Source organism: Streptomyces sp. NBC_01224 (assembly GCF_036002945.1).
GTDB lineage: Bacteria > Actinomycetota > Actinomycetes > Streptomycetales > Streptomycetaceae > Streptomyces.
Map to the genome: position 1 here is coordinate 5,553,880 of NZ_CP108529.1, position 25,248 is coordinate 5,579,127.

Here is a 25,248-nt window from a genome sequence, read left to right on the forward strand (position 1 = left end):
TCGCTGGCATGCAGTCAAGGAGACCGGCTCGATCCTCTACTGTCAACTCAATGCCCGATTTGGGGGGTAATGTTTCACCTCATCCGGTTACTGTGGACCGGGAAAGGTTTGTGCGGCCGCCGCGGCGGAGATGTGGCGCATCAACCGCGTCCCTAAACGTCGTTGGGGCCTCGTGACCCGACTGTGATCTTGATCGCTTCGGTGATCGAATCGAAACACGAGGGTGGCTCCGGTCGTCTCACTCTGTGAGAGAGGGGGGTGTGGCGAGTCCCGTGGCATATGTCAGGTTTTTGGTGATTTGCACACTTTCCGCATACCCTTGGTTCCGCAGAGTGAATACCGGGGCCAATAGCAGATCTTCGCTTGACTGGCCTGGAGCTACACACTTGTAATTTCACTCGTGTCGTTCGGCCGCAATCAGTAACGGCTGCATCACGGGGACGCAAGAGACAGACGAGGGGCGCACATGACCGAGCTGTTCCAGCAACTGCTGGTCGAGGACGCGGACGAGGAACTCGGCTGGCAGGAGCGCGCACTGTGCGCCCAGACCGATCCCGAGTCCTTCTTCCCCGAGAAGGGCGGATCCACCCGCGAGGCCAAGAAGGTCTGTCTCGCCTGTGAAGTCCGCTCCGAATGCCTTGAGTACGCGCTTTCCAATGATGAACGGTTCGGAATCTGGGGCGGCCTTTCGGAACGTGAACGGCGCCGCCTGAAGAAGGCCGCTGTCTGACCGCGGACCACCGGAACGACTGAGCACCGCGTACGAAGCGCGCACCGGCCGCCCACCGGACCGCGACCGATCATGGCCCGCCGCCTGCACTCCCCCGCAGGCGACGGGCCATTGCTGTGCCCGCCGCCGCTCCACCACCGCCCTCGTTCAACCGCTCGGCGGCACCGCGGCTATCCGTACCGTTAGTGTGGGGCCCCGTCCGAGACGCGCCAACGCCCCGACGGAGCGCGCGTGTACACCGATGCAGCCCCCGGGGGGACGCCCCCCGGACCCGGCCGGAGGGCCCGTACCTCGATGTCCGTGCACAGCCAATCGACGGCGCCGTACGCGGCTGCCGCCGCCCCAGAGTTCCCCCGGCATGTCGTCACCGCCGTGCTCGTCTCCCACGACGGCGCGCGCTGGCTGCCCGACGCGCTCGCCGGGCTGCTCGGGCAGGAACGCCCCGTACAGAACGTCGTCGCCGCCGACACCGGCAGTGCCGACGACTCCGCGCGGCTGGTCACCGAGGCCCTCGGCGCCGAACGCGTCCTGCACCTCGCGCGCCGTACGAGCTTCGGCACCGCCGTCGACGAGGCGACCCGCACGGCCGGCGTCCTCACCCCCGAGGACCTGCCGTACCTGAAGCGCCCCAGCAGCTGGGACCCCGTCAGCAGGTCCTGGCGCGACGACGCGTACGACCTGCCCGAACTGCCGCACGGCGAACCGGTGCAGTGGCTCTGGCTGCTCCACGACGACTGCGCACCCGAACCCGACGCGCTCGCCGAGATGCTGCGCGTCGTCGACACCGACCCGCATGCCGCGATCGTCGGCCCCAAGCTCCGCGGCTGGTACGACCGCAAGCAGCTGCTCGAAGTCGGCGTCTCCATCGCCAACAGCGGTCGCCGCTGGACCGGACTCGACCGGCGCGAGCAGGACCAGGGCCAGCACGACCAGGTCCGTACCGTGCTCTCCGTCTCCACCGCGGGCATGCTGATCCGCCGTGACATCTGGGAGGAGCTCGGCGGGTTCGACCGCAGGCTCCCGCTGATGCGTGACGACGTCGACCTGTGCTGGCGCGCGCACACCGCCGGACACCGGGTGCTCGTCGCCCCCGACGCCGTCCTCAGGCACGCCGAGGCCTCCGCCCGCGAGCGCCGCCCCATCGACTGTGCAGGGCGCTCGGTCGCCTCACCGCACCGTGTCGACAAGGCAGGCGCCGTCTACACGATGCTGGTCAACGCACGTGCCAAGGCCCTGCCCTGGGTGATGCTCCGGCTCGTCCTCGGCACCCTGCTGCGTACCCTCGCCTATCTCGTCGGCAAGGTGCCCGGCCAGGCCCTCGACGAGGTCGCCGGGCTCTTCGGCACCCTGCTGCGCCCCGGGCGGATCCTCTCGGCCAGGCGCAGCCGCGGCAAGGGCGCCGTCGACCAGGCCGAACTGCGCGGCCTCTTCCCGCCGCCCGGAGCCACCGTCCGCGCCACCGTCGAGCAGGTCGCAGGAAACTTCGGCGGCGGTTCCGATGCCGACTCGGGCGGCTCACGGCACGGCGCCGTGGAGTCCGGTCCCGGTGGCGACGACGCCGACTTCCTGGAGATCGAGCAGTTCGCGCGGCTGAAGCGGATCGGGCGCAAGCCGGGCCCGGTGCTCTTCGTCCTTCTGCTGTTCGTCTCGCTCGTCGCCTGCCGCAGCCTGCTCGGTGGCGGAGCGCTGGCGGGCGGCGCACTGCTGCCCGCGCCCGCCGATGTCTCCGACCTGTGGGGCAGGTACGCGGACGGCTGGCACACGGTCGGTACCGGCGGCACGCAGACCGCACCGCCCTACCTCGCCGTCATCTCGGCCCTGTCCGCGCTGTTCCTCGGCTCGACCGGCTTCGCGCTCACGCTGCTGCTGGTCTGCTCGGTCCCGCTCGCCGGGCTCACCGCGTACTTCGTCTCCCGGCCGCTGCTCGAATCAAGGCTGCTGCGGGCCTGGGCGAGCGTTGCGTACGCCTTCCTGCCCGCCGCGACCGGCGCACTGGCGACGGGCCGCCTCGGCACCGCCGTACTGGCCGTCCTGCTCCCACTGATCGCCCGCGCCGCCGTCTCCGCGCACGGCATGCGCGCCGTCGGCGATGCCCGCGGCAGCTGGCGTGCCACCTGGGCGTACACCCTGCTCCTCACCTTCGCGATGGCCTTCACGCCCATCGTCTGGCCGCTCGCCGTGATCCTCGGCATCGGGGTGCTCGCACTGCGCCGCGACGACATCGCCGCGTACGGGCTCCGCTTCCTCGCCGCGATCGGCACCCCGCTGCTGATTCTCGCGCCCTGGTCGCTCTCGCTTCTCACCAGCCCGTCCGGCTTCCTGAAGGAGGCGGGCCTGGAGATCGGTACGGGCACGGCCTCCGCACTCGACCTGCTCGGCATCAGCCCCGGCGGCCCCAAGGCCGCGGGCGGTGTGCTGCTGCTCGGCATCGTGTTCGCCGCGCTGGCGGCGCTGCTGCGCGGGGAGCGGCAGTTCGCGGTACGCACCGCGTGGGCGGTCGCGCTCGTGGCACTGGTCTTCGCCGCTCTCGCCAACGGCTCGGGCTGGGCGGGCCCCGCCACCCTCGTCTACGGCATCGCACTGATCGTCGCCGCGCTGGTCGGCGCGGACGGCGCCCGGGTACGCGTTGCCGAGCTCAGCTTCGGCTGGCGCCAGCCCGTGGCCGCACTGATCGCTCTCGCCGCAGGCCTCGCCCCGGTGCTGGCCGCCGCCGGCTGGATGATCGGCGGCGCCGCGGGCCCGCTGGAGCGCCGCGACCCGGTGCAGGTGCCCGCGTTCGTCGCGGAGGAGAGCACCACCCGCGACCAGCCGCGCACCCTGGTCCTCGGCGGCACATCGCCCGCCGCCGTCTCGTACACCCTGGTACGCGGCTCCGGCACGCGGCTCGGTGACGCGGAACTGGTCGAGGCGGGCGGCAGCAACAGCCACCTCGACAAGGTCGTCGCCAATCTGGTCGCGGGCTCCGGCGCCGACCAGGGCAGCCAGCTCAGCGGATTCGCGATCCGTTACGTACTGGTGCGGGACGGCGCTCCGAAGGAGATGAGCCGGGTCCTCGACGCGACCCCGGGCCTCAGCCGGCTGAGCCAGCTGGACGGCAGTGCGCTGTGGCGGGTCGACCGGCAGGTCGCCCGCGTCATGATCATCCCGTCCGGCGCCGACGACGAACCGCTGCCCGTGGGCTCCCTCCCCGTCGAGGCGCACACAAAGATTCCGGCAGGCGGCTCCGGCAGGGTGCTGCGGATCGCCGATGCCGCCGACCCCGGCTGGGAGGCCACGCTCAACGGGCGCGCCCTGACCCGGAAGACCGTCGACGGCTGGGCCCAGGGCTTCGAGCTCCCCGCCGAAGGCGGCACCCTGGACCTCACGTACAACACCCCGCTCACCCACACCGCCTGGATCTGGGCCCAGGCCGCGCTGGCCGTGGTCCTGGTGGTCCTCGCCCTGCCCGGCCGGCGCCGGGAGATCGACGACGACCTGCCCGAGGAGGACGTGGCAGTCCCCTCGGAGCCGGTCGCGGGCGAGGGGCGCCGGGCACGCAGGCTGCGCGCGGCCGCCCAGGCGGAGTCGGAGGCCGAGTCGGAGCCGGGCGGGAGCGCCGAGGAGGCGGCGGGGGAGTACATCCCCGCACAGCAGACGGCCGAACCGCATCCGCAGCAGACCGACGACCAGGAAGTGTTCGCCCCGCAGGCCGACAGCGGTCAGTACCCGGCGGTGCCGCAGCAGCAGTACGGCGAATGGGACGCGCAGCAGTACCAGGGCGCCGACTACCAGCAGTACCAGGGCGAGCAGTACCAGGACGGCCAGTACGGCACGCAGCAGGAGCACCAGGCGACCGCCGACCCGTACCAGCAGAACGCCTACGACCCGTACGGCTACGCGCAGCAGCAGCAGCAGTACGACCCGCAGGCCCAGTACGCCCCCCAACCCCCGCAGTACGACCCGCAGGCTCCGTACGACCCCCAGGTCCACTACGGCCAACAGAGCCAGTACGACCCGCAGAACCCCGACGAGAACCCCGTCCCGGGCCAGAACCCGTGGCCGACCGGTAACGCATCGCGAGGCGAGTCCGAGTGAAGTCCACCAGCCTGTCCCTCATCGCGGGCACCGTCGCCCTCGCCGCCGTCACCGGCTTCGCAGCGCTCACCGCGCCCGGCGACGGGGGCACGACGGAGGCGAAGGCCGCCACCCGGCTGCCGGTGGAACGGTCCAGCCTGCTCTGCCCGGCGCCCGGTCTCTCGGACCTCGCGGAGACGACATACACGTCATTCACCCCGGCGGGCGGCGGCGGCGAGGCCGGTACGGCCGAACTGAAGCAGTCCACGTCCACAACGGCCGACGACGCCACGAACAAGGACGGGAACAAGGACAAGAAGGACAAGAAGGGCGAGAAGGGCAAGGCGAAGGCGGATTCCGGAAAGCCGGTCGTCTCCCTCAAGGAGCCCGGCAAGCCGGCGACCGCCGACGAGTCCGGCGCCGACGCCCCCGCGCTGGTCGGCACCGCCACCGGCCGCCTGGCCCCTGGCTGGACCACCCAGCAGACCACCACGGTCGAGGCGGGCGGCGCCCGCGGCCTGCTCGGCGTCAGCTGCACCGGACCCGACACGGACTTCTGGTTCCCGGCCGCGAGCACCGCGAAGTCCCGCGAGGACTACGTCCACCTCACCAATCCGGACGACACCGCGGCCGTGGCCGACATCGAGCTGTACGGGCCGGACGGCACCCTCAAGTCCGATGTGGGCGAGGGCATCACGGTGCCCGCCCGGTCCAGCGTCCCGGTCCTGATCTCCACGCTGACCAGCGAGGTGGCCGAGGACGTGACCGCCCACGTCACCACCCGTACCGGACGCGTCGGCGCGGTCGTCAGGGCCGCGGACGAAGGGGTCGGCAGCGACTGGCTGGCCGCCTCGGCCGACCCGACGGGCACCCTGGTGCTCCCCGGCATCCCGGCGGACGCCACCTCGGTCCGCCTGGTGGCCTTTGCACCCGGCGACGACGACGCCGATCTGAAGGTGAAACTGCTCGCCAAGAACGGCGCGATCTCCCCGGCCGGACACGAGGACCTCCACGTCAAGTCGAGGATGACCGCGGGCGTCGACCTGAAGGACATCACCAGGGGTGAAGCCGGCTCCCTGCTGCTCACTCCGGCCCGGGGCGGAAAGGGCACCCCGGTGGTGGCCGCGCTGCGTGTGGTCCGCGGCAAGGGTGACGCGCAGGAGGTCGGCTACATCCCGGCGACCGGCCCGGTGGGCGCACAGGCGACCGTGGCCGACAACCGGGCCAAGGGCTCCACCCTCTCGCTCACCGCGCCGGGCGCCACCGCCACCGTGAAGGTCACCGCCTCCGCCGGCAGTGGGGGCGGCGAACAGGCCGTCAAGACGTACACGGTCAAGGGCGGTACGACGCTCGCGGTCACCCCGCCCGTACCGTCCGGGCTCAAGGGCAGCTACGCGCTGACGGTGGAGACACAGTCGGGCGGCCCGGTCCACGCCGCACGCACGCTCGCCCTGCCGCAGGACGGCATCCAGATGTTCACCGTGCAGACCCTGCCGGACGACGGCGGAACGGTCGAGGTGCCCGCGGCGGAGCAGGACCTGTCGGTCCTGGACGACTGAGCGGGCGGGCGGTACGGGTGGGACCGGGCGCCGGGCCCGCTCGTACCGCCGCTCCTACTCCTGTCCGTACCGCGGATCGACCGACTCCGGCGAAAGACCGAGCAGGTCCGCGACCTGCTCCACCACGACCTCGTGCACCAGCAGGGCGCGCTCGTCGCGGTTCTTGGTGCGGATCTCGACGGGCCGCCGGTAGACGATGATCTGCGCGGGCCGGTCCTTCTCCGCCGAGACCGCACGCCCCAGCGGTACGGTCTCCTCCTGAGTCCCCGGCACATCGAGCACCATGAAGTCGACATCGGCCAGCTGCGGCCAGCGCCGCTCCAGCCGTTCCACCGAATCCTGCACGAGATCCCGGAAGTTCTCCGCCCTGCTGGCCGAGAGCGGGACCTGGGGCGGGGCGACGGGCCCGCGCATGCCGCGGCCATGGCGGTCACGACGGCGGGGGCGCGGCTCGGGCGGGTGGGGAGGTACGGGACTGTCCATCACTGACGCAGGGTAACTCTCTGCGGCACAGGTGGATCGCTGCTTCCTGACAAGGCGTCGGCATGTCCAATCCTGAACAATCAGGCCAGACGAGAGCCCGTTTCAGGCCCAGCTCCTGACCATTGATCTCCTGCTGAATGACAGCTTTTGTGCCGAGTGGTGACCGGAATCGTTGCCGATACGGTCTGTGCCCCCGGGTTCCTCCGCAGGTCAGAAGGACCGCCCGGAAGGCGGTTGTGCCGGAGGTTTCAGGGCGACACGGTGGGGTGACCTGAGGGAGAGTCGTCGCAGCCCGCTCAAGAGTGCGGTACCGTCCAACATCGTGAGCCCTGTACGTCGCTGTTCGCGCACCGCGTGCGGCCGCCCTGCCGTCGCGACACTGACGTACGTCTATGCCGACTCGACTGCGGTCCTCGGCCCGCTCGCCACCTATGCCGAGCCCCACTGCTACGACCTCTGTGCCGAGCACAGTGAGCGGCTGACCGCACCACGTGGCTGGGAGGTCGTCAGGCTCTCCGACCCCTCCGCTCCCACGCGCCCCAGCGGCGACGACCTCGAAGCACTTGCCAACGCCGTACGGGAAGCGGCGCGGCCGCACGACCGCGGAACCGACGGCAGGGGCGGCGGCCCGCAGACCGCGGACCCGATGGAGGTCGGTCGCCGCGGCCATCTGCGGGTGCTGCGCTCACCGGACTCCTGAGCACGCCGTTCGTGGCCGCGGCAGGTGCCGGACCGGCCTTCCTCTCGCCGGTGCTCGGCTGGTTCGGCGTCGCGGTCTCCGGCTCCGACACCTCTGCGAACGCCCTCTTCGGCGCACTTCAGGTCTCGGCGGCACGCGAATCGGGCCTGTCACCGGAACTGCTGGCCGCGGCGAACAGCTCCGGTGGGGTGCTCGGCAAGATGATCTGCCCGCAGAACCTGACGATCGCGTGCGCGGGGGTCGGCCTGGCCGACGCGAGGGGCCCTGCTGCGCAAGGTGCTGCCGTGGAGCCTGGGACTGCTGCTTGTGATGTGCCTGATCGTGCTGGCACAGAGCACGACGGCGCTGGGCTGGATGCCGCCTTGAGCAGCACGGCACTCAACCCCGCCCGGCAATGAGGACAAAGCGACAACCGGCCGTCCTCGGTCACCGTAGGCACAGCCAGGCAACCGCACAGCCGCACAGCCGCAAGACCCCACGGCCCGCCCGAACGGCCGCCGGGTAGTTTGGGCGGTCCGCAGAAATCTCAGGAGGACCGGCCCGTGGCTGCTGATCTGTCGCAGATCGTCAAGGCGTACGACGTGCGCGGAGTGGTGCCCGACCAGTGGGACGAATCGCTGGCCGAGCAGTTCGGGGCGGCGTTCGTCGAGGTGACGAGCGCGGACGCGATCGTGATCGGCCACGATATGCGGCCCTCGTCGCCCGGTCTCTCGGGAGCCTTCGCGCGCGGCGCCGCGGCGCGCGGCGCGGATGTCACACTGATCGGCCTCTGCTCGACCGACCAGCTGTACTTCGCCTCCGGCAGCCTCGGCCTCCCCGGCGCGATGTTCACCGCCTCGCACAATCCGGCGCAGTACAACGGCATCAAGCTCTGCCGGGCGGGCGCCGCACCCGTGGGCCAGGACACCGGACTCTCCGAGATCCGCGCCCTGGTCGAGAAGTGGTCCGAGACCGGCACACCGCAACCGGCCGCCACCCCCGGCACCGTCACCGAGCGAGAGACGCTCCCCGACTACGCCGCGCATCTGCTGTCCCTGGTCGACCTCGCATCGATCCGCCCGCTGAAGGTCGTCGTCGACGCGGGCAACGGCATGGGCGGCCACACCGTCCCCACCGTCTTCGCGGAGCTCCCCGTCGACCTCGTGCCGATGTACTTCGAGCTCGACGGCACGTTCCCCAACCACGAGGCCAACCCCCTCGACCCGAAGAACCTCGTCGACCTCCAGGCCCGCGTCGTGGCCGAGGGCGCCGACCTGGGCCTCGCCTTCGACGGCGACGCCGACCGCTGCTTCGTCGTCGACGAGCGGGGCGCGGGCGTCTCCCCGTCAGCGATCACCGCCCTGGTCGCGGCCCGCGAACTCGCCCGTAACGGCGGCAAGGGCACCGTCATCCACAACCTGATCACGTCCCTCTCGGTCCCCGAGGTCGTCCGCGAGAACGGCGGAATCCCGGTCCGTACCCGCGTGGGCCACTCCTTCATCAAGGCCGAGATGGCCGAGCACGGCGCGATCTTCGGCGGCGAACACTCCGCGCACTACTACTTCCGTGACTTCTGGAACGCCGATACGGGCATGCTCGCCGCGCTCCACGTCCTGGCCGCGCTGGGCGGCCAGCCGGGCACGCTGTCGGAACTGGTCGCCCAGTACGACCGCTACACCGGATCCGGCGAGATCAACTCCACGGTCGCCGACCAGCCGGGCCGCACGGCAGCGGTACGTGAAACCTTCGCACCCCGCGACGGTGTCACGACCGACGACCTGGACGGCCTGACGGTCACGGGACCGGACTGGTGGTTCAACCTCCGAGCCTCCAACACGGAACCCCTGCTGCGTCTGAACGTCGAGGCCCGAGACGAGCAGACGATGACGGCGGTACGGGACGAGGTGCTGGCACTGGTCCGGGAACGGGCCTCGTAGGGCGAGTCCGGCGGTTCCGACCTGTCCAGCGATTCCAGCCCGCCCGGCGATGTCAGCCCCTCCGGCGTTTGACGAGCGGGGTCCGGCCCGGGCCGGTTCGGGAAAGGGCAGGTAGGGCAATGGCCCGCCGCAGGCGCCCACCCCGCCCCCACCCCGGCCCGGGCCGCGCCCCCCGCACCCCGGCGGTAGGCTGACGTCGCCCGATCCGCGCGAACCCGAACCGCTTGTTCGAATGCTTGAAGGGACTCACCCCATGCCGCTCGAAGCCGGCCTTCTGGAGATCCTCGCCTGCCCGGCCTGTCACTCTCCGCTCGACGACCGGTCGGCAGCCGACAGCCCCGAGCTGGTCTGCACCGGCACGGATTGCGGCCTGGCCTACCCGGTACGGGACGGCATCCCGGTCCTCCTCGTCGACGAGGCCCGCCGCCCCGCGTAACGGCATCCGCGCCCCGCGCCCCGCACGGTGATCAGCACGTGATCGGAGGACCGTCCCCATGCTCGACGAGTCGCTGCTCGACGCCCCGGAAGCCCTGGCCCGAGCCGACCGCCGCGGCCTGCTCCGCGGCGCCGCCGAGGCCGGGGCCCGGGTCCGTACCGCCGCCCGGCACGCGGCGGAGGCCGGGATCGCCGCACTGAACCCGGAAGGCCGTCCCCGCGCCGTACTCGTCGCGGGCTCCGGCACCGCCGCGTCCGGCGTCGCCGACCTGATCACTGCCCTGGCAGGCGCCTCCGCGCCCGTCACCCGTATCCACCCCACCGGGGTCGCCCCCGCCGCGGGCGCGATGCGCTGGACGCTGCCCGGCTGGGCCGGCTCCGTGGACCTGCTGCTCATCGTCACGGCCGACGGTTCCGAGCCGGGCCTCTCCCTTCTCGCCGAACAGGCGTACCGCCGCGGCTGCAGCGTCGTGGCCGTCGCCCCCCGCCAGTCACCGCTGCGCGAGGCGATCGACGGGGCGCACGGACTCGTCGTGCCGATGGCCTCCGCTCCGCACGGCGAGTACGACGCCGAGACGTCGGCCGCGGGCCCCGGCACGCTCTGGGCCCTGTTCACCCCGCTGCTCGCGCTGCTCGACCGGGTCGGCCTGGTCACCGCGTCGGCCGAGGCGTTGCAGGGCGTCGCCGACCGCCTCGACCGCACCGCGGAACGCTGCGGTCCCGCCATCGCCACGTACAGCAACCCGGCCAAGACCCTCGCTGCCGAACTCGCCGACAGCCTGCCCCTCATCTGGACGGAGGGCGAAGCCGCGGCCCCGGTCGGCCGCAGATTCGCCGCCGTCCTGGCCGAGCTGTCAGGCCGCCCGGCCCTCGCCGCCGAACTCCCCGAGGCGCTTCCCGCTCACGGCGCACTGCTGGCGGGCACATTCGCCGCCGGGGCCGACCCCGACGACTTCTTCCGCGACCGGGTCGACGAGCCGGAGCCCCTGCACGCCCGCGTCGTACTGCTCCGCGACCGCCCCACCGGCGGCCTGAGCGCCGGGCCCGCCGCCCGCGAACTGGCCCTCGGCCACGACACGGCGATCAGCGAACTCGAACCGGACGAGGGCACCGAGCTCGAAGCCCTCGCCGAACTCCTCGCGGTCACCGACTTCGCCGCCGTCTACCTGGCACTCGCCTCGGCAGCTCGCGCCTGACCGCCCGGGCCTACCCGCACCACGCACACCCCCTCCGATCCACGCATCTCACAAGGACGAACTCATGGACCGGCTCTCCAACACCGTGCGCCCTTACGCCTGGGGCTCCACCACCGCCATCCCCGAGCTGCTCGGCATCGCCCCCACCGGCGAACCCCAGGCCGAGATGTGGATGGGCGCCCACCCCGGAGCCCCCTCCCGCCTGACCCGCGCAACCGGCACCGCAGAGGCCGGCCCCGAGCAGCCTCTCACCGACGTCATCGCCGCTGACCCGGAGCGCGAACTGGGCCGGGCCACCGTCGAAAAGTTCGGCCCCCGCCTGCCCTTTCTCCTCAAACTGCTCGCCGCAGGCGCCCCACTCTCTCTCCAGGTCCACCCCGACCTCGCACAGGCCGAGCAGGGTTACGAGGACGAGGAGCGCCGATCCGTCCCGATCGACGCACCCCATCGCACGTACAAGGACGCCAACCACAAGCCCGAGCTGATCTGCGCGCTCACCCCCTTCGCCGGCCTGTGCGGCTTCCGCAGGCCCACCGAGGCCGCCGAGGCGATGGCGGCACTGGGCGTCGACTCCCTCAAGCCGTACGTCGACCTCCTCGGCGCCCACCCCGAAGAGGCGGCCCTGCGCGAGGTCCTCACCGCGATCCTCAGCGCCGACGCGACGGAGATGGCCGAAACGGTGAACCTGGCGGCCGCTGCCGCCGAACGGCTCGGCGGCGCCCACGCCCCGTACGCCCGGATCGCCCACCACTTCCCCGGCGACCCCGGTGTCATCGCGGCGATGCTGCTGAACTACGTAGAACTCCAGCCCGGCGAAGCCCTGTTCCTCGGTGCGGGTGTTCCGCACGCCTACCTCGACGGCCTCGGCGTCGAGATCATGGCCAACTCGGACAATGTGCTGCGCTGCGGACTCACGCCCAAGCACATCGACGTGCCAGAACTCCTGCGCATCGTCCGCTTCGAGGCGACCGACCCCGGCGTCCTGCGCCCCGAGGCGTCCCCGTCAGGCGAGGAGCTGTACGAGACGCCCGTGGACGAATTCCGACTCTCGCGCTTCGACCTGTCGCCCGGCGCCGACCCCGTCGACCTGACCAGGGACACCCCGCAGATCCTGCTCTGCACCGCGGGCGCCCCGAAGGCGGGCACGGTCGGTCTCACCCCCGGGGCCTCGGTTTTCGTACCCTCCGGCGAGAAGGTCGAAGTGTCCGGTACGGGAACCCTGTTCCGCGCCACTGTGGTGGCCTGACGTACCGTCCGCATCAGCGGCTGCAACAATGTCCGGCCGTACCGCGGCGCCAGAGCCGCAGCACCGAAGAAGGGACACCAGGCACCCATGAGTGCGTCAGGCGGAACCAAGGCGATCGTGGCGGCACTCGGCGCCAACCTCGCGATCGCAGTGGCCAAATTCGTGGCGTTCCTGTTCAGTGGCTCGTCGTCGATGCTCGCGGAGAGCGTCCACTCGCTCGCAGACTCGGGCAACCAGGGCCTGCTGCTGCTCGGCGGCAAGAAGGCCCAGCGCGAGGCCACCCCCCAGCACCCCTTCGGCTACGGTCGCGAGCGCTACATCTACGCCTTCCTCGTTTCCATCGTGCTGTTCTCGGTCGGTGGCATGTTCGCGGTGTACGAGGGCTACGAGAAGATCAAGCACCCGCACGAGATCGAGGCCTGGTACTGGCCGGTCGGTGTGCTGATCTTCGCGATCATTGCCGAGGGTTTCTCCTTCCGTACGGCCATCAAGGAGTCCAACGAGACCCGCGGATCGCTCTCCTGGAAGGAGTTCATCCGCCGCGCGAAGGCCCCCGAGCTCCCCGTCGTGCTCCTGGAGGACTTCGGCGCGCTGATCGGTCTGGTCCTCGCCCTCGCAGGTGTCGGCCTGGCCCTCGGGACCGGCAACGGGGTCTGGGACGGAATCGGCACCCTCTGCATCGGTGTCCTGCTGATCATCATCGCGATCGTGCTCGCCGCCGAGACGAAGTCCCTGCTGCTCGGCGAGGCGGCCGGCGCCGACCAGGTCGAGAAGATCAAGGCCGCGGTCGTCGACGGCGACACGGTCACCGCCGTCATCCACATGCGTACGCTCCACCTCGGCCCGGAGGAACTGCTCGTCGCCGCCAAGATCGCGGTGCAGCACGACGACACGGCCACCGAAGTGGCCAACGCCATCAACGCCGCCGAGAGCCGGATCCGTGAGGCGGTCCCGATCGCCCGGGTCATCTACCTGGAACCGGACATCTACAGCGAGGCCGCCGCCGCGGCGGGCATCAACCCCGGCAAGGCCCCGGGCGGAGCCCCCGGCGACACCCCGGACACCCCGACGGAATCCGGCCACTGACCACCCCCTCCACCCGCCCTCCCGCCCGCTCCCGGAACGTCGTCCGACCGCATCCCAACAGCATCCCGACCGCTCTCCGGCCACGTCTCGGCCCGGGGCGGACTGGGAGCGACTGGGCCGATCGGTGTAGATTCGACGGCAGTGTCAGACGTCGCTGCTGATGGCGGTCGATCGGTCCGTACGCGCGGACCGGCCGAGGGAGAGAGGGCCTCCGACGGACTGCGCTGCGAGCGTCCGGGCATTCGTGTGCCCGCCGCCGCAGAGCCATCCGTGCCCCACCTCGACCCCATTACGAGGAGCAGCCCGTTATGACGACGGTCGCCAATCGACAGGACTTCAAGGTCGCCGACCTCTCCCTCGCGGTGTTCGGCCGCAAGGAGATCACCCTCGCCGAGCACGAGATGCCCGGCCTGATGTCGATCCGCAAGGAGTACGCCGCCACGCAGCCGCTGGCCGGCGCCCGCATCACCGGTTCGCTGCACATGACCGTGCAGACGGCCGTGCTGATCGAGACCCTGGTCGCCCTCGGCGCCGAGGTCCGCTGGGCCTCCTGCAACATCTTCTCCACCCAGGACCACGCCGCCGCGGCCATTGCCGTCGGCCCGAACGGCACCCCGGACGCCCCGGCGGGCGTCCCGGTCTTCGCCTGGAAGGGCGAGACGCTGGAGGAGTACTGGTGGTGCACGGAGCAGGCCCTGACCTGGCCGAACACCCCCACCGGCGGCCCGAACATGATCCTCGACGACGGTGGTGACGCCACCCTCCTCGTCCACAAGGGCGTCGAGTTCGAGAAGGCCGGTGCGGCCCCGGACCCGTCGACCGCGGACAGCGAGGAGTACGCCCACATCCTCACCCTGCTGAACCGCACCCTCGGCGAGTCCCCGCAGAAGTGGACCCAGCTGGCGTCCGAGATCCGCGGTGTCACCGAGGAGACCACGACCGGTGTGCACCGGCTGTACGAGATGCACCGCGACGGCACCCTCCTCTTCCCGGCGATCAACGTCAACGACGCGGTCACCAAGTCCAAGTTCGACAACAAGTACGGCTGCCGCCACTCGCTGATCGACGGCATCAACCGCGCCACCGACGTCCTGATCGGCGGCAAGACCGCCGTCGTCTGCGGCTACGGCGACGTGGGCAAGGGCTGCGCGGAGTCCCTGCGCGGCCAGGGCGCCCGGGTCATCGTCACGGAGATCGACCCGATCTGCGCCCTGCAGGCGGCGATGGACGGCTACCAGGTCGCCACCCTCGACGACGTCGTCGGCCAGGCCGACATCTTCGTCACCACGACGGGCAACAAGGACATCATCATGGCCGCCGACATGGCCAAGATGAAGCACCAGGCCATCGTCGGGAACATCGGCCACTTCGACAACGAGATCGACATGGCCGGCCTGGCGCAGGTCGACGGCATCGTCAAGGACGAGGTCAAGCCGCAGGTCCACACCTGGACGTTCCCCGACGGCAAGGTCCTCATCGTCCTGTCCGAGGGCCGCCTGCTGAACCTGGGCAACGCCACCGGCCACCCCTCGTTCGTGATGTCCAACTCGTTCGCGGACCAGACCCTGGCCCAGATCGAGCTGTTCACCAAGCCCGAGGAATACCCGACCGACGTCTACGTGCTTCCCAAGCACCTGGACGAGAAGGTCGCCCGCCTCCACCTCGACGCGCTCGGCGTGAAGCTCACGACGCTCCGCCCCGAGCAGGCCGCCTACATCGGCGTCGAGGTCGAAGGCCCGTACAAGCCCGACCACTACCGCTACTGATCCCGCCCGCCAGTGACCGCGCACGTCACCACCGGTCAGTGACGACCGGCCGCTGACAGACGGAACAGCCTCAGCAGCAGCTACGAGCGCAGGCCCCCGCACCCCCGTGTCGGGGGCCTGCCCCGTACCGCACCCGCTCAGCCCGAGGAACCTCGAAGGACCCCATGCCCCGCGGCCGATATTCGCTCCATGATCTTCACGATCACACCCTCCTCGGCGAAGAACACTTCCAGTGCGCCCCCGGCCCCTCCGGCTGGCGCTACGTCTCCCAGACCACCGCCCCTTCCGGCGATCACCTCGGCTCCGTCGACCTCACCCTCGACGAACTGGGCCGCCCCATCCGGCTCGAACTCCGCGCTGCGAGCTGGCAGGTCCGCGGCGCCGCCCTCGAAGGCGTCACCTGGGTCCGTACCGACCCGACCGGCACTCATGCCACTGAAGGCAATGTGCGCGCCCACGCCTTCACCGGCACATCCCCCGCATTCCTCATCGCGACCTCACGACTGCTGCGCCTCACCCCCGATTCCCCCGCGACCCGCGTCCGCCTGGTCGCCTTCACGGACCCGGTCCTCGCTCCCCGCACCGTCGACCAGTCCTGGGCCCTGGTCAACAGTGAAGCGCACGCCACTGACAACGGCCCTCTGACGGTGGACGAATACCAGGTCAGCGCCCTGGACACCGGCGAGCAGCACACCATTCACATCGCCGGCGACGTGGTCCTGTCGGCCCCCGGGATCGAGCTCGAAGACCTGGAGTCCCCGCCCTCGCCTCGCTAGGCAGGCGGCGCGAACCCCGTTGCAGCGGGTGCTGTTCCGCCCTCCTCCACTGCCGGGGCCACGGGAACACCCGCCGCCGCACCTCCCGTGGACGGCCCGGACCCCACCGGCACGGAAGCAATGGCCCCACCCGCCTGTACTCCGCTCCCTGTCTGCGCAGCGACGAACACCCGCCGCGCATCCCGCGCCTGCCGCTCGTTCACCACCGCCGCCAGATACGCCCCGGCGGGTACCCCCTCGGGCACCGGAACCCCGGTCTTCGTCGCCAGCTCCACAGCCAGTCGCTCCGCCATCGACCGGCCCACCTGCGCGTCGAGCTGATGCATCCGCGTCAGGTACTGGCGTATTGCCAGCCACAGACCGTCCGGCACCGCTGACAGATCCAGCCCCGCGAACCGCCCGACCAGCCACGGCGGTGGAGGTGGCACAGCAGCAACTCGTCCCGCCGACACCCGCTCCCGTACAACAAGCGTCCCCGCGAACACGTCCCCGAGCCGTCGCCCCCGCGCCGACACCAGCGAGGCGATACAGGCGACAACCCCGAGCGTCATCAGAATCTCGACGACCCCCATGGCCCCGCGCACCAGCGCATGCCGAAACCGGATCGGCCCCCCGTCGTCCCGGACCACCCGCAGCCCGCACGCCAGTTTCCCCAGCGAACGCCCATGGCTGAGCGTCTCCACCGCGATCGGCCCGCCCACCAGCACCAGCAGAAAGGACGCGACGGATACGGCCGCAAGTGCCGCCTCATCCAGCGTCGCCGTCGCGATGGCCAACCCGATCGACACCAGAACGAACGCCGCCCCCACCACGGCAACATCGATGGCCAGCGCCAGCGCTCGGCTGGGCAATTTCGCCGGACGCAACCCCAGCACGACCGCGTCCCCGGTCACAAGCTCACTCATCGCCGCCCCATCCTTCGCCGATCTTCCCTGCCCCTCGGGACCTCAGTCTGCCAAGCTGACCCGCAGCGCGCCGCCGTAGTACGAACCCGTACGCACCTATGCCTGGAGCAGCAGCCGACCATGGACCTCGACGTCTTCGTGACCGCCCACCGCACCGAGTGGGACCGCCTGGACCATCTCCTGCACCGCGGGCGCCGACTCACCGGCGCGGAAGCCGACGAACTCGTCGACCTCTACCAGCGCACGGCCACCCATCTCTCCCTACTCCAGTCCGGCGCCCCGGACCCGATGCTCACCGCGCGCCTCACTCAGCTCGTGGCCCGAGCCCGATCCACGGTCACAGGCACCCGCCGAGCCTCCTGGCGAGACGCCACCAGCTTCCTGACGGCCGGCTTCCCCGCCGCCGTCTACCGGTCCAGGCACTGGTGGATACCCACGGCCGTCCTCTCCACGCTGCTGGCCGCAGTCATCGGCTGGTGGATCGGCACGCATCCGGAAGTCCAGTCGGCCATCGCGGCTCCGGACGACCTCCGCCGCCTGACCAGCCCGGGCGGGGAGTACGAGACCTACTACTCCAGCCACCCGGCCGCATCGTTCGCCGCCCAGGTATGGACGAACAACGCCCAGGCCGCAGCCATGTGCCTGGTCCTGGGAGCGTTCCTCGGCATCCCGGTGATCTGGATCCTCTTCGTCAACGTGCTCAACCTTGGCGTCGGCCTCGGCCTGATGTCCTCAGCCGGCCGGCTCGACACCTTCCTGGGGCTGGTTCTCCCACACGGCCTGCTCGAACTCACTGCCGTCTTTGTCGCAGCGGGTACGGGCCTGCGCCTGGGCTGGACGGTCATCGACCCGGGCCCGCGCACCCGCCGCTCAGCCCTCGCCCAACAGGGCCGGGCCGCGATCGGCATGGCCATCGGCCTCGCACTGGTCCTGTTCGTCTCGGGCGTCATCGAAGGCTTCGTCACCCCCTCCGATCTCCCGACCTGGGGGCGCATCACCATCGGCATTGCGGCCGAGCTGGCCTTCCTCGCGTACGTCTACATCCTGGGCGGCCGAGCAGCGCGAGCAGGAGACGGGGGCGACGTCGATGCCACGGAGCGCAGCGCCGAGCTCCCGGTCGCTGCCTGATGTGCGTACGCCCCCGCTGACCTGCTAGTCTCCTCTTCGCCCCAAAAGACCGTTGACATGGTCCGCCAGGGGAGGTAGATTTTAACGGTTGCGTCGGACTGGACAGGTCCGATCCCAACGGTTAGCATCTTCCTCGCTCTCACCGGAAATTGAATTTCCGCAGAGCCATTGATTCTCTTACTTCCGAATCAGGTAGCCGATGAAATCGGCTGAATGCTTCTGATAAAGTCGAGTCAGCCGAAAGGCGAAGGCCACTCCAACGGCCATCGGAATTCAAATTCGGACCGGAAATGGAACGGAAAAGAATCTGGTAAGGTTGGAACCGCCGGAAAGGGAAACGCGAAAGCGAAGAACTGGAAAGCGAAACCCGCTTCGACCGGGAATCGGACACGAAAGAGTCTGATAGAGTCGGAAACGCAAGACCGAAGGGAAAGCCCGGAGGAAAGCCCGAGAGGGTGAGTACAAAGGAAGCGTCCGTTCCTTGAGAACTCAACAGCGTGCCAAAAGTCAACGCCAGATATGTTGATACCCCGGCCTGTTTCGGCAGGTTGGTGGTTCCTTTGAAAGTCCTGCCGGGCCTCACGGTTCCGGTAGGCAATTTACACAGCGAGGACGCTGTGAACGATCGGTCTTATTCCGGCCGATCGTTCCGCTCTCGTGATGTGTGTCCCGATTACGGGAAAACATTCACGGAGAGTTTGATCCTGGCTCAGGACGAACGCTGGCGGCGTGCTTAACACATGCAAGTCGAACGATGAAGCCCTTCGGGGTGGATTAGTGGCGAACGGGTGAGTAACACGTGGGCAATCTGCCCTTCACTCTGGGACAAGCCCTGGAAACGGGGTCTAATACCGGATAACACTCTGTCCCGCATGGGACGGGGTTGAAAGCTCCGGCGGTGAAGGATGAGCCCGCGGCCTATCAGCTTGTTGGTGGGGTGATGGCCTACCAAGGCGACGACGGGTAGCCGGCCTGAGAGGGCGACCGGCCACACTGGGACTGAGACACGGCCCAGACTCCTACGGGAGGCAGCAGTGGGGAATATTGCACAATGGGCGAAAGCCTGATGCAGCGACGCCGCGTGAGGGATGACGGCCTTCGGGTTGTAAACCTCTTTCAGCAGGGAAGAAGCGAAAGTGACGGTACCTGCAGAAGAAGCGCCGGCTAACTACGTGCCAGCAGCCGCGGTAATACGTAGGGCGCAAGCGTTGTCCGGAATTATTGGGCGTAAAGAGCTCGTAGGCGGCTTGTTGCGTCGGTTGTGAAAGCCCGGGGCTTAACCCCGGGTCTGCAGTCGATACGGGCAGGCTAGAGTGTGGTAGGGGAGATCGGAATTCCTGGTGTAGCGGTGAAATGCGCAGATATCAGGAGGAACACCGGTGGCGAAGGCGGATCTCTGGGCCATTACTGACGCTGAGGAGCGAAAGCGTGGGGAGCGAACAGGATTAGATACCCTGGTAGTCCACGCCGTAAACGTTGGGAACTAGGTGTTGGCGACATTCCACGTCGTCGGTGCCGCAGCTAACGCATTAAGTTCCCCGCCTGGGGAGTACGGCCGCAAGGCTAAAACTCAAAGGAATTGACGGGGGCCCGCACAAGCAGCGGAGCATGTGGCTTAATTCGACGCAACGCGAAGAACCTTACCAAGGCTTGACATACACCGGAAAGCATCAGAGATGGTGCCCCCCTTGTGGTCGGTGTACAGGTGGTGCATGGCTGTCGTCAGCTCGTGTCGTGAGATGTTGGGTTAAGTCCCGCAACGAGCGCAACCCTTGTTCTGTGTTGCCAGCATGCCCTTCGGGGTGATGGGGACTCACAGGAGACTGCCGGGGTCAACTCGGAGGAAGGTGGGGACGACGTCAAGTCATCATGCCCCTTATGTCTTGGGCTGCACACGTGCTACAATGGCCGGTACAATGAGCTGCGATGCCGCGAGGCGGAGCGAATCTCAAAAAGCCGGTCTCAGTTCGGATTGGGGTCTGCAACTCGACCCCATGAAGTCGGAGTTGCTAGTAATCGCAGATCAGCATTGCTGCGGTGAATACGTTCCCGGGCCTTGTACACACCGCCCGTCACGTCACGAAAGTCGGTAACACCCGAAGCCGGTGGCCCAACCCCTTGTGGGAGGGAGCTGTCGAAGGTGGGACTGGCGATTGGGACGAAGTCGTAACAAGGTAGCCGTACCGGAAGGTGCGGCTGGATCACCTCCTTTCTAAGGAGCACTTCTTACCGGGCTTGCTCGGTCAGAGGCCACTACGTCGGCAAATGTTCGGCGGTGGTTGCTCATGGGTGGAACGTTGACTATTCAGTACCTGGTGGTTCAACCGGGTCGTAAGTACTGCTCCTCGGAGCGTGGAAAACGAACCGGATGAATTTCGGGTACTGGGCGCGCTGTTGGGTGTCTGAAGGTATGGCCGCAAGGTTGCCTTCAGTTGCCGGTCCCAGTGAACTCGCCTTTCGGGGTGGGGTGATGGGTGGCTGGTCGTTGTTTGAGAACTGCACAGTGGACGCGAGCATCTGTGGCCAAGTTTTTAAGGGCGCACGGTGGATGCCTTGGCACCAGGAACCGATGAAGGACGTGGGAGGCCACGATAGGCCCCGGGGAGCTGTCAACCGAGCTTTGATCCGGGGGTGTCCGAATGGGGAAACCCGGCAGTCGTCATGGGCTGTCACCCGCTGCTGAACACATAGGCAGTGTGGAGGGAACGAGGGGAAGTGAAACATCTCAGTACCCTCAGGAAGAGAAAACAACCGTGATTCCGGGAGTAGTGGCGAGCGAAACTGGATGAGGCCAAACCGTATGCGTGTGATACCCGGCAGGGGTTGCGCATGCGGGGTTGTGGGATCTCTCTTTCACGGTCTGCCGGCTGTGAGACGAGTCAGAAACCGTTGATGTAGGCGAAGGACATGCGAAAGGTCCGGCGTAGAGGGTAAGACCCCCGTAGCTGAAACATTAACGGCTCGTTTGAGAGACACCCAAGTAGCACGGGGCCCGAGAAATCCCGTGTGAATCTGGCGGGACCACCCGCTAAGCCTAAATATTCCCTGGTGACCGATAGCGGATAGTACCGTGAGGGAATGGTGAAAAGTACCGCGGGAGCGGAGTGAAATAGTACCTGAAACCGTGTGCCTACAAGCCGTGGGAGCGTCGCTGTATGTGCTTGCACATGCAGTCGTGACTGCGTGCCTTTTGAAGAATGAGCCTGCGAGTTTGCGGTGTGTTGCGAGGTTAACCCGTGTGGGGAAGCCGTAGCGAAAGCGAGTCCGAATAGGGCGTTTCAGTAGCACGCTCAAGACCCGAAGCGGAGTGATCTAGCCATGGGCAGGTTGAAGCGGAGGTAAGACTTCGTGGAGGACCGAACCCACCAGGGTTGAAAACCTGGGGGATGACCTGTGGTTAGGGGTGAAAGGCCAATCAAACTCCGTGATAGCTGGTTCTCCCCGAAATGCATTTAGGTGCAGCGTCGTGTGTTTCTTGCCGGAGGTAGAGCACTGGATAGGCGATGGGCCCTACCGGGTTACTGACCTTAGCCAAACTCCGAATGCCGGTAAGTGAGAGCACGGCAGTGAGACTGTGGGGGATAAGCTCCATGGTCGAGAGGGAAACAGCCCAGAGCATCGACTAAGGCCCCTAAGCGTACGCTAAGTGGGAAAGGATGTGGAGTCGCAGAGACAACCAGGAGGTTGGCTTAGAAGCAGCCACCCTTGAAAGAGTGCGTAATAGCTCACTGGTCAAGTGATTCCGCGCCGACAATGTAGCGGGGCTCAAGCGTACCGCCGAAGTCGTGTCATTCATACATTAAGGGCTAACGCCTGTGTGGATGGGTAGGGGAGCGTCGTGTGCCGGGTGAAGCAGCCGCGGAAGCGAGTTGTGGACGGTTCACGAGTGAGAATGCAGGCATGAGTAGCGATACACACGTGAGAAACGTGTGCGCCGATTGACTAAGGGTTCCTGGGTCAAGCTGATCTGCCCAGGGTAAGTCGGGACCTAAGGCGAGGCCGACAGGCGTAGTCGATGGACAACCGGTTGATATTCCGGTACCCGCTTTGAAACGCCCAATACTGAATCAGGCGATGCTAAGTCCGTGAAGCCGGCCCGATCTCTTCGGAGTTGAGGGTAGTGGTGGAGCCGACGAACCAGACTTGTACTAGGTAAGCGATGGGGTGACGCAGGAAGGTAGTCCAGCCCGGGCGGTGGTAGTCCCGGGGTAAGGGTGTAGGCCGTGTGGTAGGTAAATCCGTCACACGTTAAGGCTGAGACCTGATGCCGAGCCGATTGTGGTGAAGTGGATGATCCTATGCTGTCGAGAAAAGCCTCTAGCGAGTTTCATGGCGGCCCGTACCCTAAACCGACTCAGGTGGTCAGGTAGAGAATACCGAGGCGTTCGGGTGAACTATGGTTAAGGAACTCGGCAAAATGCCCCCGTAACTTCGGGAGAAGGGGGGCCATCACTGGTGATCCGATTTACTCGGTGAGCTGGGGGTGGCCGCAGAGACCAGCGAGAAGCGACTGTTTACTAAAAACACAGGTCCGTGCGAAGCCGTAAGGCGATGTATACGGACTGACGCCTGCCCGGTGCTGGAACGTTAAGGGGACCGGTTAGCTGACTTTCGGGTCGGCGAAGCTGAGAACTTAAGCGCCAGTAAACGGCGGTGGTAACTATAACCATCCTAAGGTAGCGAAATTCCTTGTCGGGTAAGTTCCGACCTGCACGAATGGCGTAACGACTTCTCGACTGTCTCAACCATAGGCCCGGTGAAATTGCACTACGAGTAAAGATGCTCGTTTCGCGCAGCAGGACGGAAAGACCCCGGGACCTTTACTACAGTTTGATATTGGTGTTCGGTTCGGCTTGTGTAGGATAGGTGGGAGACTTTGAAGCAGCCACGCCAGTGGTTGTGGAGTCGCCGTTGAAATACCACTCTGGTCGTGCTGGATGTCTAACCTGGGTCCGTGATCCGGATCAGGGACAGTGTCTGATGGGTAGTTTAACTGGGGCGGTTGCCTCCTAAAGAGTAACGGAGGCGCCCAAAGGTTCCCTCAGCCTGGTTGGCAATCAGGTGTTGAGTGTAAGTGCACAAGGGAGCTTGACTGTGAGACCGACGGGTCGAGCAGGGACGAAAGTCGGGACTAGTGATCCGGCAGTGGCTTGTGGAAGCGCTGTCGCTCAACGGATAAAAGGTACCCCGGGGATAACAGGCTGATCTTCCCCAAGAGTCCATATCGACGGGATGGTTTGGCACCTCGATGTCGGCTCGTCGCATCCTGGGGCTGGAGTCGGTCCCAAGGGTTGGGCTGTTCGCCCATTAAAGCGGTACGCGAGCTGGGTTTAGAACGTCGTGAGACAGTTCGGTCCCTATCCGCTGTGCGCGTAGGAATATTGAGAAGGGCTGTCCCTAGTACGAGAGGACCGGGACGGACGAACCTCTGGTGTGCCAGTTGTCCTGCCAAGGGCATGGCTGGTTGGCTACGTTCGGAAAGGATAACCGCTGAAAGCATCTAAGCGGGAAGCCTGCTTCGAGATGAGTATTCCCACCAACTTGATTGGTTAAGGCTCCCAGTAGACGACTGGGTTGATAGGCCAGATGTGGAAGCCCGGTAACGGGTGGAGCTGACTGGTACTAATAGGCCGAGGGCTTGTCCTCAGTTGCTCGCGTCCACTGTGTTAGTTCTGAAATAACGAACGGCCGTGTTGTGTTCCGGTGTTGGTTAATTTCATAGTGTTTCGGTGGTCATTGCGTTAGGGAAACGCCCGGTTACATTCCGAACCCGGAAGCTAAGCCTTTCAGCGCCGATGGTACTGCAGGGGGGACCCTGTGGGAGAGTAGGACGCCGCCGAACTCCTTTTACGGGAAAGCCCCGCACCTCTGGTGCGGGGCTTTTCTGCGTTCACGGTGCGCCGGGAGGGCCCTTTCCCGATGAGTGAATTCTTTGACGCGAGCGGTCGGTCAGAGGCGACCCGCTCCCTTGAGAGCCAGGTAGGCGTCGGCGAGAGCCGGGGCGAGGTTGTCCGGGGTGGCATCGACGACCACCGCGCCGTGGCGCTGGAGCTGCTCTGAGGTGCGGAGTCGCCGTGCTTGGGCCTGCGCGCCGGCTGCGGCCTCGTAGATCGCGTCCACGGTGCCCTTGGCTTCTGCCATCTGTTCGATGTGCGGGTCGGCCACTGAAGCCACCAGCACCGTGTGGCGCTGGGTCAGTCGGCGGAGGACAGGGAGCAGGCCCTCTTCTACGGGCGCCGCGTCCAGACCGGTGAGGAGCACGATCAAGGAGCGACGAGGAGCGTTGGCAAGAACGGCAGCGCTGAGTCCCCGGGCATCCGTTTCCACGAGAGCGGGTTCGACCGGCGCCAGCGCATTCACCATGGCCGACAGGACTTCTCCCGCGGACCTGCCCTGGACCTGAGCGCGGATGCGGCGGTCGTAGGCGAGCAGATCCACGCGGTCGCCCGCACGAGTGGCAAGCGTTGTGAGGAGCAGGGCCGCGTCCAGAGCGGCGTCGAGACGGGGCACGTCACCGACACGACCCGCCGAAGTACGCCCGGTGTCCAGGACGACGAGGATGTGACGGTCCCGCTCGGGGCGCCACGTTCGCACTGCGACGGCGGACTGACGTGCTGTAGCGCGCCAGTCGATGGAGCGCGTGTCGTCACCGGGCACGTAGGCACGCAGGCTGTCGAACTCCGTGCCCTCTCCACGAGTGAGAACGCTGGTGCGGCCGTCCAGCTCGCGGAGCCTGGCGAGGCGGGATGGCAGATGCTTGCGGCTGGTGAAAGGCGGCAGGACACGTACCGTCCACGGAACTTCATGATTTCCCTGGCGGGCCGCAAGCCCTAGAGGTCCGAACGAGCGCACGGTGACGCGTTCGACGCGGCGGTCACCTCGCCGTGTCGGACGCAGGAGGGTGGTCAACCGGCGGCGTTCCCCCGCCGGGATTGTCAGTGTGTGACGGGACGAGGCCTGCTCTGCGCCGGTGGGCCAGCTGCTGGGCGGCCACGCGTCGCGGAGGTGTGCCCGCAGGCGGCGACGGGAAGGGTTGGTTACGGTGAGTTGCACTTCGGCGGCCTCGCCAAGTCGAACGGTTGTATCACCGGATCGGGTGAACTGAAGCGTTCGCACTGGCGCGGCCAGGGCATAGTCGCACAGAATCGCTAGGGAGAGCGGTGCGTTGACCGCGAGCATGCCTGTCCAACTGGGGGCCAGGACGCCTACGGGGAGTGACCCCAGGGCGGCCAGCAAGGCGGTACGTCCGGTGAGGGCCACGGTTACCGC

The 25,248-nt window shown here is 67.6% G+C and carries 15 protein-coding genes, 3 rRNA genes and 1 pseudogene; 16 read left to right on the forward strand and 3 right to left on the reverse strand.

Annotated features, from left to right (window positions below; all coding sequences use genetic code 11):
• Positions 1 to 466: 466 nt before the first annotated feature.
• From OG609_RS24965 to OG609_RS24975, 3 genes are all read left to right on the forward strand, one after another.
• Positions 467 to 730 (forward strand): WhiB family transcriptional regulator, encoded by a 264-nt coding sequence (locus tag OG609_RS24965; protein ID WP_030927001.1) that lies wholly within the window; start codon positions 467 to 469, stop codon positions 728 to 730.
• Positions 731 to 1,024: 294 nt separating this feature from the next.
• Positions 1,025 to 4,804, forward strand: coding sequence for a glycosyltransferase (locus tag OG609_RS24970; RefSeq protein ID WP_327274862.1), 3,780 nt, complete (start codon positions 1,025 to 1,027; stop codon positions 4,802 to 4,804).
• Positions 4,801 to 6,342 carry a DUF5719 family protein gene (locus OG609_RS24975; RefSeq protein WP_327274863.1) on the forward strand — a complete coding sequence of 514 codons (1,542 nt, stop codon included), beginning with the start codon at positions 4,801 to 4,803 and terminating at the stop codon, positions 6,340 to 6,342. Before OG609_RS24970 ends, OG609_RS24975 begins: the two co-directional genes overlap by 4 nt.
• 54 nt (positions 6,343 to 6,396) lie before the next feature.
• Here OG609_RS24975 and OG609_RS24980 read toward each other — a convergent pair whose 3' ends face one another.
• Complete coding sequence (locus OG609_RS24980) at positions 6,397 to 6,825, reverse strand: metallopeptidase family protein (protein WP_327274864.1); 429 nt, start codon at positions 6,823 to 6,825, stop codon at positions 6,397 to 6,399.
• 322 nt (positions 6,826 to 7,147) lie between these two features.
• Between OG609_RS24980 and OG609_RS24985 the strand changes: the two genes are divergently transcribed.
• The 9 genes and pseudogenes from OG609_RS24985 (at position 7,148) to OG609_RS25025 (ending at position 15,946) form a co-directional block, all read left to right on the forward strand.
• Complete coding sequence (locus tag OG609_RS24985) at positions 7,148 to 7,525, forward strand: DUF3499 domain-containing protein (protein WP_327274865.1); 378 nt, start codon at positions 7,148 to 7,150, stop codon at positions 7,523 to 7,525.
• A gap of 8 nt (positions 7,526 to 7,533) precedes the next feature.
• Positions 7,534 to 7,891, forward strand: a pseudogene (locus OG609_RS24990) (L-lactate permease); the annotation flags it as partial.
• A 176-nt stretch (positions 7,892 to 8,067) separates the two neighbouring features.
• Positions 8,068 to 9,441 (forward strand): phosphomannomutase/phosphoglucomutase, encoded by a 1,374-nt coding sequence (locus tag OG609_RS24995; protein ID WP_327274866.1) that lies wholly within the window; start codon positions 8,068 to 8,070, stop codon positions 9,439 to 9,441.
• Positions 9,442 to 9,694: 253 nt separating this feature from the next.
• Positions 9,695 to 9,877: a Trm112 family protein gene (locus tag OG609_RS25000; protein ID WP_030927015.1), complete on the forward strand. Its 183-nt coding sequence runs from the start codon at positions 9,695 to 9,697 to the stop codon at positions 9,875 to 9,877.
• A 58-nt stretch (positions 9,878 to 9,935) separates the two neighbouring features.
• Entirely contained in the window at positions 9,936 to 11,072 is a 1,137-nt protein-coding gene (locus OG609_RS25005; protein ID WP_327274867.1) for an SIS domain-containing protein, read from the forward strand.
• A gap of 64 nt (positions 11,073 to 11,136) precedes the next feature.
• Positions 11,137 to 12,318: a mannose-6-phosphate isomerase, class I gene (gene manA / locus OG609_RS25010; protein WP_327274868.1), complete on the forward strand. Its 1,182-nt coding sequence runs from the start codon at positions 11,137 to 11,139 to the stop codon at positions 12,316 to 12,318.
• Positions 12,319 to 12,405: 87 nt separating this feature from the next.
• Positions 12,406 to 13,404: a cation diffusion facilitator family transporter gene (locus OG609_RS25015; protein WP_327274869.1), complete on the forward strand. Its 999-nt coding sequence runs from the start codon at positions 12,406 to 12,408 to the stop codon at positions 13,402 to 13,404.
• Between the two features lie 308 nt (positions 13,405 to 13,712).
• Positions 13,713 to 15,170 carry an adenosylhomocysteinase gene (gene ahcY, locus OG609_RS25020; protein ID WP_327274870.1) on the forward strand — a complete coding sequence of 486 codons (1,458 nt, stop codon included), beginning with the start codon at positions 13,713 to 13,715 and terminating at the stop codon, positions 15,168 to 15,170.
• 164 nt (positions 15,171 to 15,334) lie between these two features.
• Positions 15,335 to 15,946: a hypothetical protein gene (locus tag OG609_RS25025; protein ID WP_327274871.1), complete on the forward strand. Its 612-nt coding sequence runs from the start codon at positions 15,335 to 15,337 to the stop codon at positions 15,944 to 15,946.
• Here the strand turns inward: OG609_RS25025 and OG609_RS25030 are convergent.
• Positions 15,943 to 16,851 carry an RDD family protein gene (locus OG609_RS25030; RefSeq protein ID WP_327274872.1) on the reverse strand — a complete coding sequence of 303 codons (909 nt, stop codon included), beginning with the start codon at positions 16,849 to 16,851 and terminating at the stop codon, positions 15,943 to 15,945. The two genes, OG609_RS25025 and OG609_RS25030, sit on opposite strands and share 4 nt — an antisense overlap.
• Before the next feature lie 120 nt (positions 16,852 to 16,971).
• Here OG609_RS25030 and OG609_RS25035 point away from each other — a divergent pair, with 120 nt between their 5' ends.
• The 4 genes from OG609_RS25035 (at position 16,972) to rrf (ending at position 23,821) form a co-directional block, all read left to right on the forward strand.
• Positions 16,972 to 17,979 (forward strand): stage II sporulation protein M, encoded by a 1,008-nt coding sequence (locus OG609_RS25035; RefSeq protein WP_327274873.1) that lies wholly within the window; start codon positions 16,972 to 16,974, stop codon positions 17,977 to 17,979.
• A gap of 686 nt (positions 17,980 to 18,665) precedes the next feature.
• Positions 18,666 to 20,191, forward strand: a 16S ribosomal RNA gene (locus OG609_RS25040).
• A gap of 309 nt (positions 20,192 to 20,500) precedes the next feature.
• A 23S ribosomal RNA gene (locus tag OG609_RS25045) occupies positions 20,501 to 23,625 on the forward strand.
• 79 nt (positions 23,626 to 23,704) lie between these two features.
• Positions 23,705 to 23,821, forward strand: a 5S ribosomal RNA gene (gene rrf / locus OG609_RS25050).
• Together the 16S, 23S and 5S rRNA genes form the textbook arrangement of a ribosomal RNA operon.
• 107 nt (positions 23,822 to 23,928) lie before the next feature.
• Here rrf and OG609_RS25055 read toward each other — a convergent pair.
• Complete coding sequence (locus tag OG609_RS25055) at positions 23,929 to 25,239, reverse strand: DUF58 domain-containing protein (RefSeq protein WP_327274874.1); 1,311 nt, start codon at positions 25,237 to 25,239, stop codon at positions 23,929 to 23,931.
• Positions 25,240 to 25,248 lie beyond the last annotated feature (9 nt).